This is a genomic window from Photorhabdus noenieputensis, assembly GCF_018448935.1.
Classification (GTDB): domain Bacteria; phylum Pseudomonadota; class Gammaproteobacteria; order Enterobacterales; family Enterobacteriaceae; genus Photorhabdus; species Photorhabdus noenieputensis.
This window is the reverse complement of sequence record NZ_RCWC01000005.1, coordinates 162,469-182,209: the sequence shown is the minus strand read 5'-3', so window position 1 is coordinate 182,209 and position 19,741 is coordinate 162,469. Positions and strand designations below refer to the sequence as shown.

20 protein-coding genes are annotated in these 19,741 nt (G+C 39.9%); 13 read left to right on the top strand and 7 right to left on the bottom strand.

What is annotated here, in order from left to right; genetic code table 11:
• Window positions 1–261: 261 nt before the first annotated feature.
• A complete protein-coding gene (locus tag EAE91_RS06295) occupies window positions 262–951 on the top strand; it encodes a FadR/GntR family transcriptional regulator (RefSeq protein WP_214087743.1) in 690 nt (229 codons plus the stop codon).
• A 69-nt stretch (window positions 952–1,020) separates the two neighbouring features.
• Window positions 1,021–2,412, top strand: a complete 1,392-nt coding sequence (gene mdtD, locus EAE91_RS06290; protein ID WP_214087731.1) for a multidrug transporter subunit MdtD — start codon at window positions 1,021–1,023, stop codon at window positions 2,410–2,412.
• Here the strand turns inward: mdtD and rbsR are convergent.
• The 6 genes from rbsR to rbsD form a co-directional block, all read right to left on the bottom strand.
• Window positions 2,409–3,410, bottom strand: a complete 1,002-nt coding sequence (gene rbsR / locus EAE91_RS06285; protein WP_376744735.1) for a ribose operon transcriptional repressor RbsR — start codon at window positions 3,408–3,410, stop codon at window positions 2,409–2,411. The genes mdtD and rbsR overlap by 4 nt on opposite strands.
• A 2-nt stretch (window positions 3,411–3,412) precedes the next feature.
• Window positions 3,413–4,342: a ribokinase gene (gene rbsK, locus EAE91_RS06280; protein ID WP_214087730.1), complete on the bottom strand. Its 930-nt coding sequence runs from the start codon at window positions 4,340–4,342 to the stop codon at window positions 3,413–3,415.
• Between the two features lie 62 nt (window positions 4,343–4,404).
• Window positions 4,405–5,295, bottom strand: a complete 891-nt coding sequence (rbsB, locus tag EAE91_RS06275) for a ribose ABC transporter substrate-binding protein RbsB (protein WP_214087729.1) — start codon at window positions 5,293–5,295, stop codon at window positions 4,405–4,407.
• A 24-nt stretch (window positions 5,296–5,319) separates the two neighbouring features.
• Window positions 5,320–6,291: a ribose ABC transporter permease gene (gene rbsC / locus EAE91_RS06270; protein WP_214087728.1), complete on the bottom strand. Its 972-nt coding sequence runs from the start codon at window positions 6,289–6,291 to the stop codon at window positions 5,320–5,322.
• Window positions 6,292–6,297: 6 nt separating this feature from the next.
• The gene (rbsA, locus tag EAE91_RS06265; protein ID WP_214087727.1) at window positions 6,298–7,803 is read right to left on the bottom strand and encodes a ribose ABC transporter ATP-binding protein RbsA; all 1,506 of its coding nucleotides are present in this window, start codon (window positions 7,801–7,803) and stop codon (window positions 6,298–6,300) included.
• 7 nt (window positions 7,804–7,810) lie between these two features.
• Window positions 7,811–8,230 carry a D-ribose pyranase gene (rbsD, locus tag EAE91_RS06260; protein WP_214087726.1) on the bottom strand — a complete coding sequence of 140 codons (420 nt, stop codon included), beginning with the start codon at window positions 8,228–8,230 and terminating at the stop codon, window positions 7,811–7,813.
• A gap of 264 nt (window positions 8,231–8,494) precedes the next feature.
• Between rbsD and ravA the strand changes: the two genes are divergently transcribed.
• Window positions 8,495–9,994, top strand: a complete 1,500-nt coding sequence (gene ravA, locus EAE91_RS06255) for an ATPase RavA (RefSeq protein WP_214087725.1) — start codon at window positions 8,495–8,497, stop codon at window positions 9,992–9,994.
• A 4-nt stretch (window positions 9,995–9,998) separates the two neighbouring features.
• Complete coding sequence (viaA, locus tag EAE91_RS06250) at window positions 9,999–11,456, top strand: ATPase RavA stimulator ViaA (RefSeq protein ID WP_214087724.1); 1,458 nt, start codon at window positions 9,999–10,001, stop codon at window positions 11,454–11,456.
• A 5-nt stretch (window positions 11,457–11,461) separates the two neighbouring features.
• On the opposite strand, the gene asnA is transcribed toward viaA, so the two are convergent.
• Window positions 11,462–12,454, bottom strand: a complete 993-nt coding sequence (asnA, locus tag EAE91_RS06245) for an aspartate--ammonia ligase (protein WP_214087723.1) — start codon at window positions 12,452–12,454, stop codon at window positions 11,462–11,464.
• 166 nt (window positions 12,455–12,620) lie between these two features.
• Here asnA and asnC point away from each other — a divergent pair, with 166 nt between their 5' ends.
• The 9 genes from asnC to atpH all read left to right on the top strand — a co-directional run bounded on the left by asnC (window position 12,621) and on the right by atpH (window position 19,729).
• The gene (gene asnC, locus EAE91_RS06240) at window positions 12,621–13,082 is read left to right on the top strand and encodes a transcriptional regulator AsnC (RefSeq protein ID WP_214087722.1); all 462 of its coding nucleotides are present in this window, start codon (window positions 12,621–12,623) and stop codon (window positions 13,080–13,082) included.
• 91 nt (window positions 13,083–13,173) lie between these two features.
• A complete protein-coding gene (gene mioC / locus EAE91_RS06235) occupies window positions 13,174–13,614 on the top strand; it encodes an FMN-binding protein MioC (protein WP_214087721.1) in 441 nt (146 codons plus the stop codon).
• Window positions 13,615–13,994: 380 nt separating this feature from the next.
• Entirely contained in the window at window positions 13,995–15,884 is a 1,890-nt protein-coding gene (gene mnmG / locus EAE91_RS06230) for a tRNA uridine-5-carboxymethylaminomethyl(34) synthesis enzyme MnmG (protein WP_214087720.1), read from the top strand.
• A gap of 13 nt (window positions 15,885–15,897) precedes the next feature.
• Entirely contained in the window at window positions 15,898–16,518 is a 621-nt protein-coding gene (gene rsmG / locus EAE91_RS06225) for a 16S rRNA (guanine(527)-N(7))-methyltransferase RsmG (protein ID WP_214087719.1), read from the top strand.
• 610 nt (window positions 16,519–17,128) lie between these two features.
• On the top strand, window positions 17,129–17,506 hold the full coding sequence (atpI, locus tag EAE91_RS06220; protein ID WP_214087741.1) for a F0F1 ATP synthase subunit I: 378 nt from the start codon (window positions 17,129–17,131) through the stop codon (window positions 17,504–17,506).
• A gap of 30 nt (window positions 17,507–17,536) precedes the next feature.
• Entirely contained in the window at window positions 17,537–18,361 is an 825-nt protein-coding gene (atpB, locus tag EAE91_RS06215; RefSeq protein ID WP_214087718.1) for a F0F1 ATP synthase subunit A, read from the top strand.
• 53 nt (window positions 18,362–18,414) lie between these two features.
• Complete coding sequence (atpE, locus tag EAE91_RS06210) at window positions 18,415–18,654, top strand: F0F1 ATP synthase subunit C (RefSeq protein WP_000429386.1); 240 nt, start codon at window positions 18,415–18,417, stop codon at window positions 18,652–18,654.
• A gap of 58 nt (window positions 18,655–18,712) precedes the next feature.
• Complete coding sequence (atpF, locus tag EAE91_RS06205; protein WP_214087717.1) at window positions 18,713–19,183, top strand: F0F1 ATP synthase subunit B; 471 nt, start codon at window positions 18,713–18,715, stop codon at window positions 19,181–19,183.
• Window positions 19,184–19,195: 12 nt separating this feature from the next.
• Window positions 19,196–19,729: a F0F1 ATP synthase subunit delta gene (atpH, locus tag EAE91_RS06200; protein ID WP_214087716.1), complete on the top strand. Its 534-nt coding sequence runs from the start codon at window positions 19,196–19,198 to the stop codon at window positions 19,727–19,729.
• The last annotated feature ends 12 nt before the right edge of the window (window positions 19,730–19,741 follow it).

Sequence of the window (19,741 nt, the reverse complement as noted above, 5' to 3'; positions counted from 1 at the left end):
GCAGAGTCAAGCGCTTATTGGCTGGTTCTCTGCCCGACCTCACAATGTTTATCAGCGTTGTGTCGGTCAGTGGTGGCGCATTATAGGGAGTTCTTTGGCGCTGGCAAGCGTTTATTTAAAAAAAACTTTTATTCGCAGTTTTTTTCAACAAAACCCGCACTTTTGCGTTTTTTTTATACAAAATTGATGGCATCGACAATAATTATTCCCAAACTAAAGTACTATTCAATAGACAAATGCGGGAAAGGGTTCAAATCTACTATGCACTTTAAAGAACAAAGAAAAGCTTCCCAGAAAAACCTTTCTTATCTTCTAGCTGAAAAAATCGGACAACAGATTTTGTCTGGTGAATATAAAGCTGAAACTATCCTTCCTGGTGAAATAGAACTCGCTGAACAATTTAACGTCAGCAGAACATCTGTTCGTGAAGCAATAAAAATACTTGTAGCCAAAGGTATGCTATTACCTCGCCCACGTATTGGTACTCGAATCATGCCAACGATTCATTGGAATTTCCTTGATCAGGATTTATTAAAGTGGTGGATGAATCGTGACAACCTTAGTCAAGTGGTCGAACATTTCCATATAGTAAGATTAGCAATAGAACCACAAGCTTGCTTTCTTGCGGCACAAAATGCCACATCACAACAAAAGAAGCAGCTATTACAGGTAATAGATGAAATGTATCTACTAAAAGAAAATTTTAACCGGGAAAAATGGATAGAGATTGATTACCAGTTTCACTATACCATTTACAAATCTTGTGGAAATCCATTCTTATGCTCTTTTGCCAACTTATTTAATCTGGTTTATCAGAATTACTTTGAAGCTATTATTTCCGATAAAGTTGTACAACTGGAAGCTCATAAAACAATTGTTAATTCTATCACCCAAGGTGACAGTTACAGCGCACTTCTCGCTTGTCAAAAGTTATTAACAGAACGCGAATGATCTTATATAGTAGTGTATTAGATTAATATCCAACCAAACATTAGCTAGATAAAATAAGCAGGATTATTAATGGTAAAAACCGCTCGTAATATGGCGGGGCTACCCTGGATTGCTGCAATAGCTTTCTTTATGCAAGCTTTAGATGCAACAATTCTCAACACAGCATTGCCCGCTATTGCTGAAAGCCTCAAACATTCACCTCTGGCGATGCAATCTGCAGTTGTCAGCTATACTCTGACTGTTGCTTTGTTAATTCCAGTCAGTGGCTGGTTAGCAGATCGTTTCGGTACCCGCCGGATATTTATGTTTGCTGTATCCTTGTTTTCTTTAGGCTCCCTAGCCTGTGCTTTGTCAGGTAATTTAGCCTTTCTAGTTGTTTCTCGTGTAATTCAAGGAATTGGTGGCGCAATGATGATGCCAGTTGCTCGTCTTGCTCTATTACGTGCGTACCCACGCAGCAAACTTCTACCCGTTATGAATTTTGTCACCATGCCAGGGTTAGTAGGGCCAATTCTTGGTCCCATGCTCGGTGGGTTATTAGTCACTTATGCTACCTGGCACTGGATATTTATTATCAATATCCCAATCGGTTTATTGGGGATTATTTATGCTAAAAAGCATATGCCGAATTTTACAATGCCAAAACGTTCATTCGATTTTTTCGGTTTTATACTTTTTGGACTGAGTTTAATAATGGTTTCTGTCAGTTTAGATTTACTAGGGGAGAGTGCGTTACCAGGCTATATACCTCTGACAATTATGGTTGGTGGTTTTATAATATTATTTGGTTATCTAATGCATGCCAGAAGACAAACCCAACCCCTTATCAGTCTGAAATTATTCAGTATTCGTACATTCTCTATCGGTATTATAGGTAATCTTGTTACACGCCTGGGAACTGGATGTATTCCTTTTCTGATGCCTTTGATGCTACAAGTTGGATTTGGCTACTCAGCGATTATTGCCGGAATGATGATGGCACCAACAGCTATTGGTTCTGTTATAGCCAAATCTTTCGTTACTAATGTATTAACTCGCTTTGGATATCGTAAGACGCTGGTTAGCATAACAATCATCATTGGATTAATGATTGCTCAATTTTCACTACAATCACCAGAAATGTACGCTGTTCTTTTGTCTATTCCACTATTCTTTCTAGGCATGGCTGTATCCATTCAATTTACTTCGATGAATACCATTACTCTTGCTGATCTGACCGATAATAATGCCAGTTCAGGAAATAGTTTATTAGCGGTAACTCAGCAGTTATCTATTAGCTTCGGTGTTGCGGTAAGTGCAGCTATTCTCCGTTTCTATGAATCCATACATTATGGAACAACCATTGATAGCTTCCACAACACTTTTATTACCGTAGGAATAATCACTTTACTCTCTTCTTCCACCTTCCTGCTATTACATAAGGAAGATGGAGATAACATGATCAAGAAAAAGAACACTTAAGAACGAGAAACCGAACTACGTTCAATCAGTGTCGGAGTTAATACTAATAATTTAGGATCACTTTTTGGGTTATCCATCCGATAAAGCAAAGTATCAACAGCTAACTTTCCTAATTCATCTTTTGGCTGATGAATGGTTGTCAACGGTGGAATCATATAAGGGGCAAGGTCGATATCATCATAACCTATGATAGAAATATCATCCGGCACAGAAAGCCCTGCTTGGTACAGAGCCTGATAAGCGCCAACAGCCATTGCATCATTTCCAGCAAAAACAGCTTCTGGTGGTTCTGGATGTTGTAGTAATTTCTGCATTGATTCAAAACCACCAACAAATTCAAAATCACTATAAATTTCATATCCGTCAGGAATAATAAGACCAGCATTTGCCATTGCCTTTCTATATCCCTTTAATCGATGATTAGCAGGTGTTTTATCTTGTGGACCTGCAATACAGGCTATTTTTTTAAAACCACAGCTAATAAGGTGATTAGTCGCTATCTCCCCCCCTAACAAGGAATTGTCCTGAATAATATCGCTGACAATATCAAATGGAGACCAATCCATCATAACCATAGGTAAAGGAGGATAACGACGCAAAACATCGCAGGAACTGTGTTGATTTTCAGTACACATAATCAGCACCCCATCTACTCGCTTTTGCAGCAAAGTTTCCATGCTGTAATCCATTCGTTTGGCATCACCCTCTGTATTACACAAGATAAGGCTGTAACCACGCTCATAACAGCTTCGTTCAACCCCTCTTACAATTTCAGCATAAAAAGGATTATTACTGGTCGTTACCAGCATACCAATGGTTTTGGTTTGCTTGATTTTAAGACTTCGTGCAAGCGCTGATGGTGCATAATTCAATTGATCAATTGCATCATTAACTTTCTTTTTCACACCATCACTGACATAACGATTATTATTAATAACATGAGATACAGTTGATGTAGAAACGCCTGCAAAACGAGCAACATCTTTCATTGTAGCCACAGTTAGTCCTGTTCAGTTAAAAATGCATCAATTTCATTTCGCCACGGGACAGAAGGCTGAGCACCCTGACGGGTTACTGCTATCGCAGCAGCAGAATGAGCAAATCGTATGGCAGATAATATGGATTTTCTTTCCAATAATGCTGTCATCAGTGCACCGTTGAAAGTATCTCCTGCCGCAACAGTATCTACAACGTTAACTTTAAATCCAGGAACAATTTTTCCCTTCTGACCTCTTTCACTTAACCACACACCACGGCTACCCAATGTGATAATTACCGTTTCAATCCCTTTATCATGCAGTACTTGAGCCGCATTTTCCGCATCTGAGTCATTTTCTACTTTAATTCCAGTGAGATATTCCGCTTCAGTTTCATTCGGTGTAATGATATCCACCAGCGAGAGCAATTGATCAGATAATTTTAGGGCCGGTGCCGGATTGAGTATTACTTTTGTATTATTTTGTTTAGCTATTGTTGCAGCAAGTTGTACTGTTTCCAATGGAGACTCAAGTTGCATTAACAATGCATCTGCTTGCTCAATAATATTTTGGTAGCGATAGAAATATTCCGGTGTTAGCGCTGCATTAGCGCCTGCATTGATACCAATAACGTTTTCACCTTGCTGATTAACGAAAATCAATGCTACACCCGTTGTTTCTCCTTTAATCACTTCAATGCCAGAAGTTTTAATATTATCCTTTACTAATTGCTGACAGATACGAAAACCAATATCGTCCTCACCAACACAAGCGATAAATGTAATGTCAGCACCGCTGCGGCCTGCTGCTACTGCTTGATTAGCACCTTTACCACCAAAAGCAACCTGATATTGTTCCCCGATCACCGTTTCCCCCGGACGAGGGAACGACTTAAGATTCAAAATATGGTCAGCATTAATGCTGCCAAGCACCGCAAGTTTTGCTGTACTCATTACATTTATTCCTTTTCAATTATGCCGTCACCATTAATGAGTAACGGCACAGTAATATCGATTTATTTTTTAATAACTAACTCCAATTCCACAGGGATGACGGCTTCAACTTTTTCGCCTTTCAGCACTTTATTTGCAGTCTGAACACCAACGATACCAATTTGATCAGGACGCTGAGCGATTGTCGCACCGAGTTTTCCACTTTGAACAGCTTTGATACCATCTCCAGTACCATCAAAACCAACAACTAATACATCGCTTTTACCTGCTGTCTGTAAAGCACGCAAAGCACCCAACGCCATCTCATCATTCTGAGCAAATACAGCTTGCACAGCCGGATGAGCCGTCAGTAAGTTCTGCATAACGTTCAGTCCCTTGGTACGATCGAAATCAGCAGGCTGACTAGCTAACACATTGAATTTATTTTCCTGTGCTACCTTATTAAACCCTTCACCACGTTCACGGGCAGCAGAAGTACCGGCAATACCTTCTAGCTGAATAATTTTAGCTCCATTCCCCAGTTTTTCGGCGATAAAATCACCCGCTATTTTACCCCCCAAACGGTTATCAGAAGCAATATGACTGACAACAGTACCTTTATTCGCTATCCGATCTAGAGTAATGACCGGAATTTTTGCATTGTTAGCCATAATAATGGCATTACCAACAGCATCGGAGTCAGTCGGGTTAATTAGCATGAGTTTAGTACCACGTACCGTCAAATCCTGAACATTAGCTAATTCTTTCGCTGGATTATCCTGAGAATCCAACACAATCAGGTCATAGCCTAACTTATCCGCCTCTTTTTGAGCGCTATCTTTCATTGTGACAAAGAATGGATTATTCAGTGTAGAAATGACTAACGCGATAGTGTCTTTCGCCAATGTCTTTACACTTACAGTCATACTTAGCGCAACAGCAGATAAAATTGTTACTAATTTCTTCACTTTCATCGTGTTATTTCCTGTAGAGGGAGGTTATTTACCACTTTTGTTATCAACCAGAACTGCCAACAATATTACAATTGCTTTAACAATCATCTGATAGTTAGAAGAAATACCTAATAAGTTTAAGCCATTGTTTAAAAAACCGAGGATTAGCGCACCAATCAGAGTACCAATAATTAATCCCTTACCACCAGCCAGGCGAGTTCCTCCCAGTACTACGGCAGCAATAGCATCTAATTCATAACCTCCCCCCGCCATAGGTTGAGCAGAAGAAAGACGAGCAACTTCAATAATACTTGCCAACGCCGTCAATAAGCCGCATAAGGAGTAAACGATAATTTTAATTTTATCGATATTGATACCAGACAAATGGGTAGCCGATTCATTCCCTCCCAAAGCATAAATATAACGACCTAATCGAGTGTGATGCAGGATATACCATGCGATAACAAAAACTATCAACATCAGCCATACTGGAGTAGGAATTCCCAATGGTCGACCAATACCAAACCAGCCAAACAGATCCGCATTATCACTGAATCCTGTATTTATTGGGCTACCATCAGTATAGACACGGGTTATTCCACGAAGTAATAACATCATGACTAGAGTGGCAATAAAAGCCTGCACCTTACCTTTAGCAACTATTATTCCTGTACAAGCACCAATTGCAGCACCTAAAACCAAAGCACTCACGATAGCCATTAAAGCATTAACTTCCGTACCAACCAATGAAGCAGCTACTGCACCGGTTAACGCAAGCAATGAACCAACAGACAGGTCAATACCCGATGTCAAAATAACTAATGTCATCCCAACGGCCATAATGGCATTGACCGATGTTTGTTGCAGAATATTAAACAAATTATTTAAAGTGAAAAAATTTTGGCTAAGAGAAGAAACTACTGCTATCAGCACTAACAATGCAATCAGTGACTTTTGTTTCAGTAACCACTCTTTAGTAAACCAACGTTTAAATGTCGGTAATATATTAGAATTCATACTGAGTTACTCCTGAATCGCCCCATATTGTTTGCCCACAGCCGCTGCCATCAAAACTTCTTGAGTTGCCTGTTCAGTGAAAAATTCTCCGCTGATTTGGCCTTCACACATAACCAAAATACGATCACTCATTCCTATAATTTCTGGCATTTCAGAAGAAACGAGAATAATGCTTAACCCCTCTTTCTTGAATTGATTAATCAACTGATAAATTTCTTTTTTTGCACCAACATCTACACCACGCGTAGGTTCATCCAGAATAAGAATTTTTGGTCTGGTCATTAATCCTCGGGCAATGGCTACTTTTTGCTGATTACCACCAGAAAGTAAACCAATAGCTTGTCCCATTGAAGGTGTCTTGATACTAAACAATTTAATAAAGTCACTAACAGCATTCTGTTCTTCTTTATGATTAAGACCACCTAACCGGTTACTGAAATAACGTAAGGCAGTAAGAGACATATTCTCTTTAATTGACATTCCCAAAACTAAGCCATCACGTTTACGATCTTCTGAAATATAAACAATCCCACAACCTAACCCATCCTGAGGGCTACGAATTACAATGGGAATTCCATCCAGTGTGATTTGTCCTTGAGTTTTCGGCAACGCACCATAAATAATTTTCATCAATTCAGTGCGGCCAGCCCCCATTAACCCTGATATACCCAAAATTTCCCCTCTATAAAGGGAAAAACTGGCATTTGTTACACCGGGACCAGAAATCTGCTTAACCTCAAGTCGTTTTTTTCCCCGAGGTAAATTCAGGCGAGGATACTGATCTTCCAGTTTTCGCCCAACCATCATTTCAATAAGAGTCTCTTCTTTTAGCTCTTTTACCGGCTTTTCACCAATAAATTGCCCATCACGAAATACCGTCACATCATCGCAAATTTCAAAAATTTCTCTCAAACGATGGGAGATATAAACAATACCGCATCCCTGAGATTTTAGTTCACGTATTACGCGAAATAATGATTCAGTTTCTGTATCGGTCAACGCATCAGTCGGCTCATCCATAATGATAACTTTGGATTTAAAACTCAGCACCTTAGCAATTTCAACCATTTGTTGATCACCGATAGAAAGTTCAGCGACTAAACGGTGACTGCTGTAACTCAGATTCAATTTTTTTAACAGACGAGCTGCTTCCTGATACATTTTTCTCCAGTCAATCGCACCGAATTTATTAACAAATTCGCGCCCCAGGAAAATATTTTCAGCAATAGTCAGTTGGGGAATAAGATTTAATTCCTGATGGATAATCCCGATCCCCGCTTCCTGAGAGGATCTAGGACCAGAAAAAATCACTTCTTTTCCTAAGTAATGAACCGTGCCTGTATCTCTGGTATATATCCCAGTCAACACTTTCATCATCGTGGATTTACCTGCACCATTCTCCCCTACCAGTGCCATCACTTTACCCGGATAAACACGTAGTGCCGCACCAGATAATGCTTTGATACCAGGAAAAGATTTACTAATTCCTTTTAGTTCCAATACAGGCTGCATAATTACCTCAGAAAGTCACACCAGCACAAAGGATAATATTTGCATAAGGAGAATGCTCTCCAGTACGAATCACCGCTCGGCTATGTTTTGTTTTCTCTTTCAACATATTATGAATAATATAGTCTACAGTAATTGAATTCCCTTGCTGTTTCTCAAGCTCTTTAATTTGAGTTAATATTAATTGATGTATCAAAGGATTATGCTCAATGATCTCCTCAGCTAAAAATGCAGCTTCAATCTGCATTTCTTGTGTAACGACATTAAGAACGGATATAAGACTGGGAATTCCCTGGGTTAGCGCTAAATCAATCCGCTGGGCTAAAGAAGGAATTGGTAATCCAGCATCACCAATTGTAATCTGGTCAGTATGCCCTAGCTGAGAAATTACGGCTGAAATTTCAGAATTAAGTAATACACCTTTTTTCATTTTTTTATTCCATTAGCGAAACGTTTCGCTATTTAGTAATATAGAAAGTAATATTTAAAATACAACATTAGTGATACAAAAGTGTGATCGCTATCGAAACGTTTCGATAATAAAAAAAACGAAAACAAACGTTAACTTATTGAATATGTTATGCTGAATCGATTTTTAAGGTAAATATTGTCTACACCAACAAATAATGATTAAAATCTATGGAGAAGGCTAATTAGGTTTTATCTAATCCAACAGATAATATTGGTACGAATTATGTTGTTAGCAGAAAAAATAGTTTGCTTAAGTCACTATCTGGAAAATGGTCTGTATGAAAGACAACAGACTATTCGTTTATGTTTGCTAGCGGCATTGTGTGGGGAAAGCGTCTTTCTACTCGGTCCTCCAGGTATTGCAAAAAGCTTGATAGCCCGCCGATTGAAATTTGCGTTTCGTGATGCCAGAGCATTTGAATATCTGATGACTCGCTTCTCAACCCCCGAAGAAATTTTCGGTCCTCTTTCTATCCAAGCACTGAAAGAAGAAGGACGTTACCAACGCCTAACCAACGGATATTTACCTGAAACTGAAATTGTCTTCCTTGATGAAATATGGAAAGCCGGTCCGGCAATTCTAAATACCCTACTGACTGCAATTAATGAAAGAAAATTCAGAAATGGGGATATAGAAGAGAAAATTCCAATGCGATTACTTATAGCAGCATCCAATGAGCTGCCTGAAGCAGATAACAGTCTGGAAGCGCTCTATGACAGAATGCTAATTCGTATTTGGTTAGATAAAATTCAGGATAAAAAGAATTTCCGAGCGTTACTCACTAGCCACAAAAATGAAAATGATAACCCCGTCCCGGCAGACATTCAGATAACAAGTGAGGAATTTCACCAATGGCAAAAGGAGATTGATAAAGTAATTTTACCAAATAGTTGTTTTGATATTATTTATCATTTACGCCAGCAACTTGATACAATAGAGCATTCACCTTACGTTTCAGATCGGCGCTGGAAGAAAGCCATTCATTTATTACAAGCCAGTGCTTTCTTTAATGGTAGAAAAGAAATATCCCCTCTTGATTTAATATTGCTAAAAGATTGTTTGTGGCATGATCTCCACTCTTTTAAATTATTACCTCAGTACCTGAATACTCTCATGATCGAACAGGCATACCAGCAAAGAATATTATCTCAACAAATTGATTCGCTCTATCACCAATGGACTCAAGCCCGTCAGGATAAAAATGATCAGCAGGCGCTAAAACTGGAAAAACAAACCCGTCGGTTTGGACACAAAATACAATATTCACTACCCGATCATATCAATGAAGAAAATTTGATTCTATTCCTACATACACCTCTTCATCTCCATGATATTAAAGTCAATTTCATTGAATTGGAAAAAAAAGCGTTGAATATTTGGATAAGCAAAGGCGGAGAGCTATCAGCCCGTCTGAACGGCATTGGTTTTCCACAAAACATAGCAGCCGAAATTAATTCAGCACATCAGCCAGAGATTTTTGATATCAGCCGTCGTTCATCCACGCTATATTTACCAAGCCGTCAGTATCAGCAAAAGGAAGAAAACAGCGAGTGGCTGGAAAAATTGGAAAAAATTAATCAAGAAATCCATCACCAACATCAACTGTTTAATCAACATCGGCCATGTCTATTTATTGAAAATCATTGGCTTGCTACGATAGAGCAAAGTTTTATCCAATTAGCCGATAAAATTAATCAATTCAAAATAAAAATGGGTAACTAATTAAATGATTAGTCTGACAACCCTCGATCTTTTACTATCAATAAACGAAGGAGAGATAATAGAAGAGATCATATTAACGCTTCTAGCTTCCCCTCAGTTAGCTATCTTTTTTGAAAAACACCCGCGTTTGAAACGTGCACTATTAAAAGATATCCCCGGCTGGAAACACGATTTACAGCACAGGATTAAAGAAACTCTCATCCCTGCAACTCTGGCAGAAGAATTTCAGTTATATCAACAATTCCTCTCTGCCAATACAAATCATTTTTACCTTAAACTTCCCGACATTTTAGAAACCCTGAACCGAATCGAATCCCCTTTTAGTGAAGAAGCCCAGAAACTCGCAACCAACACTATTGCTAATTCAAATACACTGCAAACTCTATTTATTCAACGATGGAGGATCAGTTTGATCCTGCAAACCACAACCTTCCATAAGCAATTGCTGGAACAAGAAAAAGAGCAATTACTAGCAGAACTACAGCAAAGGCTGACACTAAGCGGTAATCTTGATCCTATTTTTAGTGAAAATGATAGGGCAGCAGGCCGGTTATGGGACATGAGTAAAAGTCAGTTAAATCATTCCCAAAATGATAAGCAGTTATTGATCCGCTATAGTGAATTTCTTCGCCAACAGCCGGAACTGGAAAAATTAGCTCAATTACTTGGACGCAGCCAATCTGCAAAATCAAAACCACAGGAAAATCATTTTTTCGAACCATTTACCACAATCGAACGAACACCCGATACCGTTCCTGAACAGGTGAATGGAATCGGACAAAGTGATGATATTTTGCGTCTATTGCCAATAGAATTGGCGATATTAGGAATTGAAGATTTGGAATATGAATTTTATCGCAAATTAGTGGAAAAAAAACTCCTGACCTATCGCTTACAAGGTGATAACTGGCGAGAAAAAACAACATTGCAGCCGGTCACTCATTATAGCCAGGAAGAAAAACCACGAGGACCATTTATTATCTGTGTAGATACTTCCGGTTCTATGGGGAGATTCAATGAGAAATGTGCTAAAGCCTTTTGTCTGGCACTGTTACGCATTGCTCTAGCTGATAATCGTAACTGCCATATCATGCTATTTACGACAGAAATTGTGCACTATGAGCTATCTTCACCAGATGGTCTGGAACAGGCTATTCGTTTTCTCAGCCAGACTTTCAGGGGAGGGACGGATCTCGCTTTCTGTCTGACAAACACAATAGAAAAAATGGAAGAACAACGTTGGAAAGATGCTGATGCCGTTGTTATCTCAGATTTCATTGCCCAGCGTTTGCCGGACTCACTAATCCATCAGATAAAAAATCTGCAACTGCATCAGCAACACCGCTTCCATGCGGTCTCCATGTCCCAATATGGTAAGCCCGATATTATGCGGATATTCGATCATATCTGGCGCTTTGATACCGGACTTAAAAGCCGTTTACTACGAAAATGGCGTCACTAATGGAATCAAAGCATATCTTCTACAGTTTCGCGTACTTCAGGTGACCAGATACTGCATTGAACCTGACCGATATGTTTCATTTGCAACAGTAACATCACTAAACGGGATTGGCCAATACCACCACCAATCGACTGTGGCATGTCGCCTTTAAGTAACGCCTGATGCCAATCATATTGTAAACGCTCTTCATCACCAGTCAGTGATAACTGACGCTCCAGCGCTTCTGCATCAACACGGATACCCATAGAAGAGATCTCAAACGCATCTTCCAAAACAGGGTTCCAGACAATGATGTCACCGTTTAGACCGAAAAAACCATCACAGTTTGGTGTCGTCCAGTCATCATAATCAGGCGCACGCACATCATGAGATTGACCATCAGATAATTTCGCACCAATACCGATGAGGAAAACAGCACCTAATTCTTTAGCAATAGCACGTTCACGGCCTTTTGCATCCAGATCCGGATAACGACTCAGAAGCGTTTCACTATGAACAAAGTGAATTTGATCTGGCAGGAACGGTGCCAGACCAAACTCTTTACTGACAGCTTTTTCTGTTTCTTTTATTGCTTCGTAAATTTTACCTACTGTCTGTTTAAGATAAGCAAGTGAGCGTTGCCCATCTCCCATCACTTTTTCCCAATCCCATTGATCAACATAAACAGAATGGATTGGTGTTAAGCGATCCTCATCCGGACGTAATGCCTTCATGTGAGTGTAAAGCCCTTGTTCAGCTTGAAAGCCAAAACGACCCAGTGTTTTACGTTTCCATTTAGCCAATGAATGCACTACTTCGAAAGTTGAATCCGGTAAAGTTTTAACTTTTACCTGAACAGCTTTTTCATGACCAGACAAGTTGTCCTGAATACCATCTCCCAAACAACTTAGAATTGGCCCTTGTACTTCGATCAGACCCAGTTTGCTTTCCAGCAAACGGGAAAAGAAAGATTTCACGAAACTGATTTGCTGCTGCTTTTCAATAAACGACTTTTTCATAATATTATTCTCTAATTTTTTAGGTGGCCCTGATGTCCTGTTGGAAACATTAAGCAATAAAATGAGGGGTAAATTCAATATACTTTAATAAAAATAGACTTTATGATTCATAAAATTCATTTTTTACATCCTAAAAATGAAAATTCATTAAAAAACGGGGCTGAAAATGGCAGAAATTTATCAGATCGATAATCTAGACCGTGACATACTTCACGCTTTAATGGACAACGCACGTACACCTTATGCCGAACTAGCAAAGAAATTTGCAGTCAGCCCAGGAACAATTCACGTTCGTGTGGAAAAAATGAAGCAAGCAGGAATCATCACCGGTACCAGAGTAGATATCAGCGCGAAACAACTTGGTTATGATGTGTGTTGCTTTATTGGCATTATTCTTAAGAGTGCCAAAGATTATCCATCAGCCCTGAAAAAACTAGACAACCTGGATGAAGTGGTTGAGGTTTACTACACAACAGGCCACTACAGCATCTTTATCAAAGTTATGTGCCGTTCAATTGAATCCCTTCAAGATGTACTTATCAACAAAATACAGACTATCGATGAAATTCAATCAACAGAAACCCTTATCTCCTTACAAAACCCGATCATGCGGACAATCAAGCCATAAAATAAAATTTGTTATAACCACATTATCCACAGGTAGATCCCAACAGATTCACAGCGTACAATAGCGACTCTTGAAATCTGTTGGGATCACTATGGCCACTATTACCTTAATCAGCGGTAGCACGATGGGCAGTGCTGAATACGTAGCTGAGCATATGGCTGAAATTTTGGAAGATGCTGGTTTCTCCACTGAAATGCTACATGGCCCCTCTTTAGATGAACTTCCTCAGAATGGGATCTGGCTAGTCGTCACATCCACACATGGAGCAGGAGAATTGCCAGAAAATATACAACCATTGGCGGCAGAAATTTCTGAACAAAAACCTGATCTCAGTAAGGTAACGTTTGGCGCTGTTGGCCTTGGTAGTTCTGAATACGATACTTTTTGCGGTGCAATAAGATCATTTGACCAATTATTAATAGGAAACGGAGCTAAACGCCTCGGTGATCGTCTGGAAATTGATATTCAACAGCATGCGATCCCCGAAGATCCCGCGGAAGAATGGGTTAAAGATTGGGCAAAGTCACTCTAAAAAGAACAAAAAAACAGCAAACGAGTGTGGATAACTTATCTAAAAAGCCGGGGTTAACCCGTAGTTATCCATAGTATAACTATCTGACAATGATCACCTTGTGAATAACTACCGATTTAGATCCCAGTTTATACCTCGTGGGATCACGGATCATTCACAACAAATGATCCTTTACAGCTTTATGATCTTTCTAAGAAAAAATAACTTATCCACAAAAGATCATGATCCTAATAAAAGATCTAATAAACAGATCTTTAAATAAAAAAGATCTTCTTTTAATTACCGGTGATCTCACCTACTTGGTCTATCACCAAAACTTGAGTAGAATTCTCTTCCCTTAATACAACACTGAGCATTCTTATAACTAAAGGTTCATCACCATGTTTTATCCAGAACAATTTGACGTCATCATTATCGGTGGTGGTCATGCCGGTACTGAAGCTGCTATGGCAGCCGCTCGTATGGGCCGTCAAACCTTATTACTGACCCACAATATTGACACTTTGGGCCAAATGTCATGTAACCCAGCAATTGGTGGGATCGGTAAAGGACATCTGGTTAAAGAGATTGATGCGCTTGGTGGTTTAATGGCCAAAGCGACCGACCAAGCTGGTATTCAATTTAGAACCTTGAATGCCAGTAAAGGGCCTGCGGTTCGGGCAACACGTGCCCAAGCGGATAGGATTCTCTACCGTCAAACTGTGCGTATGGCGTTGGAGAATCAACCTAATCTGATGATCTTCCAACAACCTGTAGAAGATCTCATTGTTGAAAATGACACAGTTACTGGCGCAGTAACACGCATGGGCCTTAAGTTCAGAGCCAAAGCTATTGTTCTAACCGTAGGAACATTTCTTGACGGTAAGATCCACATTGGTCTGGAAAATTATAGTGGTGGAAGGGCTGGTGATCCTCCAGCGATTTCGTTGGCACAGCGCTTACGTGAATTACCCTTACGTGTAAACAGATTAAAAACAGGAACACCACCACGTATTGATGCCAGAACCATTGATTTTAGTCAGTTAACACAACAACTAGGCGATAATCCAACACCGGTATTCTCTTTCCTTGGAAATATTAAACAACATCCACAACAAATACCGTGTTACATCACTCACACGAATGAAAAAACTCACGATGTGATCCGCAATAATTTGGATCGTAGCCCAATGTATGCAGGGATCATTGAAGGGATCGGTCCTCGTTATTGTCCTTCAATCGAAGATAAAGTCATGCGTTTTGCGGATCGTAACGCTCATCAGATCTTCCTTGAGCCTGAAGGATTGACCAGTAATGAAATCTATCCAAATGGCATTTCTACCAGCTTACCATTTGATGTACAGATGCAAATTGTTCACTCCATGCAAGGAATGGAAAATGCTCGCATTATTCGTCCTGGTTATGCAATAGAATATGATTTCTTCGATCCAAGAGATCTAAAACAAACATTAGAAAGTAAATTTATCCACGGTCTATTCTTTGCTGGACAAATTAACGGCACTACGGGTTATGAAGAGGCTGCTGCTCAAGGACTCCTCGCAGGTCTTAATGCAGCTCGTTACGCTTCAGAAGAAGAAGGCTGGTTCCCTCGCCGTGATCAAGCTTATATTGGCGTTTTAGTTGACGATTTATGTACTTTAGGGACTAAAGAACCGTACCGTATGTTTACTTCTCGAGCTGAGTATCGTTTGATGCTACGTGAAGATAATGCAGACCTACGCTTAACAGAAAAAGGCCGTGAATTAGGGTTGGTAGATGATTTACGTTGGGAACATTATTGCCGTAAAGTGGAAATGGTTGAACAAGAACGTCAGCGTTTACGTAATATTTGGATTCACCCTAATTCAAATAATCTTGATGACATTAACAATATATTGAAAATGCCATTGTCGAAAGAGGCTAATGGTGAAGATCTACTGCGTCGTCCTGAAATGAACTATGAACTTTTGACCTCATTGCCCCTGTTTTCTCCAGGTCTTGAAGAACCACAAGCCGCTGATCAGGTTGAAATTCAGGTCAAATACGAGGGATATATTGCTCGCCAGCAGGAAGAAATTGAAAAACAGCTACGTAATGAAAACACATCATTACCGGTTGATCTCGATTACCGTCAAATCAGCGGTCTTTCTAATGAAGTTGTTGCTAAACTTAATGATCATAAACCAAGTTCAATTGGTCAGGCTTCGCGTATTTCAGGGGTAACACCTGCTGCAATTTCAATTTTACTTGTATGGCTGAAAAAACAAGGCTTGCTGCGCCGCAGTGCCTGAGAGGATTTTTATTGTGCTTAACAAACTAGAATTGTTGCTGACCAAAGCAGGAATAGAACTGTCATTACAGCAGAAACAGCAGCTTGTAGCCTATGTTGATATGCTCAATAAGTGGAATAAGGCTTACAATCTCACGTCAGTACGTGATCCAGAACAAATGCTAGTACGTCATATCATGGACAGCATTGTTGTCAGCCCTCATCTACAAGGTTATCGCTTTATCGATGTGGGCACAGGCCCTGGGTTGCCCGGTATTCCGTTAGCTATTGTTCGTCCTGATTCTCACTTCACATTGCTGGATAGTTTAGGTAAAAGAGTGAGATTTTTGCGTCAAGTTCAGCATGAACTTGGTTTAGTAAATATCGAACCAGTACAAAGTAGGGTTGAAGAGTATTCTTCTAAGCCACCTTTTGATGGAGTAATAAGCCGTGCTTTTGCTTCGTTGCAAGATATGGTCTCTTGGTGCAGTCATTTGCCTGAGCCTATTCATGGGCGTTTCTATGCACTTAAAGGTGTGCTTCCAGAAGAGGAACTGACTATGTTGCCTGTTGGAATTTCTGTCGATTCGGTTATTAAATTAAATGTTCCTGAACTGGAAGGGCAACGTCATTTGGTTATCCTTAAATCAAACTGATTTTGTTATTTGTCAATAAAGTTATAAATAATTAGTGATGTTGAGCACAATTATACTGTAATCAGCATCGTTAATTATGGTTTGCCTCGTTTCAGCTTTAATTTACCAAGTTATTACACAAAAATAACGTTATCTTGATATTAAGATAGTTGAACCTTTTAAAATCAGATAAAGCGTTTTTTCATCAGATTCACTTTTTTAAACTAGCCAGAAATTAGTTGGGTGATTTAAATCAATAATATAATCACTCTTTTGTATGAAATTAAATTAACAAATTGATTTTATTATTAATTTGTTCTATTTTTATTTCCTATCAATGTTAAATATAATTAACAATTGAAAAATTTATGTGATTTAAGTCACACTTAACTCTGAAATGTATGAAGTTATTAAAAACAAAAAATCAGCACAATCATTAGCTGGCAATCTGACGCCAAAATAAAAAATTTAAATAATTGTTCACCTTTTCGCTACTTATGGATTGAATTCATTTTGGCGGCCCGTATAATTTGCACGTTTTTGTCACTTGACACTCTTAAGCAAAGGCAGTTTTATACAACATTTAGCAAAACCTGATATGCAAGGCGTGCAAGGGGAGAAAACAAAAGTCATGTCTGTATCCCTTTACAGCGGTAAAATTGCACTGAAGCTGCTTTTTTTGCAGTTAATGACTTTTGTTGTTCTCAGTGTGGCTTTTTGTACCAAAAGTATAGAATGGGGCGCTTCTGCTTTTGCTGGTGGGTTAGCATGTTGGTTACCTAATGCCATATTCATGCTGTTTGCCAGTTTTCAAAAAGCAAAAGAAGAAGAGGTTCCTGTACGTATTGCATGGTCTTTCGCTGTTGGCGAAGGGTTGAAAGTTATTATTACAATAGCTGTGCTGGTTGTTGCTTTGGGCGTGTTTAAAGCGGCGTTTGCACCACTAGGTTTAGTTTATTTAGCGGTGCTGATTGTGCAAATCATCGCACCTGCTGTGATAAACGGTTAGGTTTTCAACAATAAAAGGGTAAGAGGCATCATGTCTGCATCAGGAGAAGTTTCAACTGCAAGGGACTACATAGGCCACCACCTGAATAACCTTCAGTTGGACCTACGTACCTTTGAGTTGGTCGATCCCAACTCTGGTGGTTCTGCAACGTTCTGGACGTTGAACATTGACTCGCTTTTTTTCTCAGTCATATTAGGGATTTTATTTCTGTATGTATTCAGAAAGGTTGCGGTTAATGCCACCAGCGGCGTACCTGGCAAACTTCAGACTGCTATAGAATTGATCATGGGTTTTGTTGATAACAGCGTTCGTGATATGTATCACGGCAAGAGCAAAGTTATTGCCCCTTTGGCACTAACAGTGTTCGTTTGGGTGTTATTAATGAACGTGATGGACTTATTGCCAATCGATTTTCTTCCTTATATCGGTGAACATTTCTTTGGTTTACCTGCTCTGCGTGTCGTACCAACAGCAGATGTCAGTATTACCTTGTCGATGGCTATTGGTGTCTTTGTCCTCATCCTCTACTACAGCATTAAGATGAAAGGGATTGGTGGTTTTACCAAAGAGCTGACTTTACAGCCTTTTAATCATCCACTGTTTATTCCAATTAACTTAATTCTGGAAGGCGTTAGCCTGCTTTCAAAACCGGTATCACTCGGTCTGCGACTGTTTGGCAACATGTATGCGGGTGAATTGATCTTTATTCTTATAGCTGGTCTGTTACCGTGGTGGTCGCAGTGGTTGCTCAGCCTGCCTTGGGCTATTTTCCACATACTGATTATTACGTTACAAGCCTTTATTTTCATGGTTCTGACGATTGTTTATCTGTCGATGGCATCTGAAGAACATTAATTTTTTACCACAATAACTAACTGTGTTTTAACTGAAACAAACTGGAGACTGTCATGGAAAACCTGAATATGGATCTGCTGTACATGGCTGCCGCTGTAATGATGGGCCTAGCGGCAATCGGTGCTGCGATCGGTATCGGCATCCTCGGAGGTAAATTTTTGGAAGGCGCTGCTCGTCAGCCAGATTTAATTCCTCTGCTGCGTACACAGTTCTTTATCGTTATGGGTCTGGTTGACGCCATCCCAATGATTGCTGTGGGCCTTGGCTTGTACGTAATGTTTGCTGTCGCGTAGTTTGTAGAAATAATCTGAAACTACGTCAACTCATTAATTTTAAAAGAGGTATTGTGCTGTGAATATTAATGCAACAATCCTCGGCCAGGCCATTGCGTTTGTCTTGTTTGTTATGTTCTGTATGAAGTTCGTATGGCCACCGATCATGGCGGCCATAGAAAAACGTCAAAAAGAAATTGCTGACGGTTTATCTTCTGCGGAACGTGCCAAAAAGGACCTGGACTTAGCGCAAGCCAATGCGACCGACCAAATGAAGAAAGCGAAAGCGGAAGCTCAGGTCATCATTGAACAGGCTAATAAACAAAAAGCCCAGATCCTTGATGATGCAAAAGTGGAAGCTGAGCAGGAACGTAACAGAATCGTAACGCAAGCTCAGGCAGAAATTGATGCCGAACGTAAGCGTGCTCGGGAAGAGTTGCGTAAGCAGGTCGCTATGTTGGCTATCGCAGGTGCCGAGAAAATCATCGAGCGTTCCGTGGATGAAGCTGCTAATAGCGACATCGTTGATAAACTGGTCGCTGAACTGTAAGGAGGGAGGGGCATGTCTGAATTCGCTACTGTAGCTCGCCCCTACGCCAAAGCAGCTTTTGACTTTGCTGTGGAAAAACAATCGCTTGAACAATGGCAGAATATGCTGGCGTTCATAGCTGAGGTGACTCGTAATGAGCAGGTTGGTGAGCTGCTTTCCGGTTCATTGGCATCGGAAACATTAGCTAATACCTTTATCGCAATTTGCGGTGAACAGGTCGATGAACATGCTCAGAATTTTATTCGTGTTATGGCAGAGAACGGTCGCTTATTGGCGTTGCCGGAAGTTTTGCAGCAATTTATTCAATTGCGCGCATCACTTGAATCAACTGTTGATGTTGAAGTGATTTCTGCCGCCGAACTGAGAGAACAACAGCTGGCTAAAATTTCTGTAGCGATGGAAAAACGTCTGTCACGCAAAGTTAAGCTGAATTGCAAAATTGATAAGTCTGTTATTGCTGGTGTGGTTGTCCGCGCGGGTGATTTGGTGATCGATGGTAGTATTCGTGGCCGTTTAGATCGCTTAACAGACGTCTTGCAGTCTTAAGGGGACTGGAGC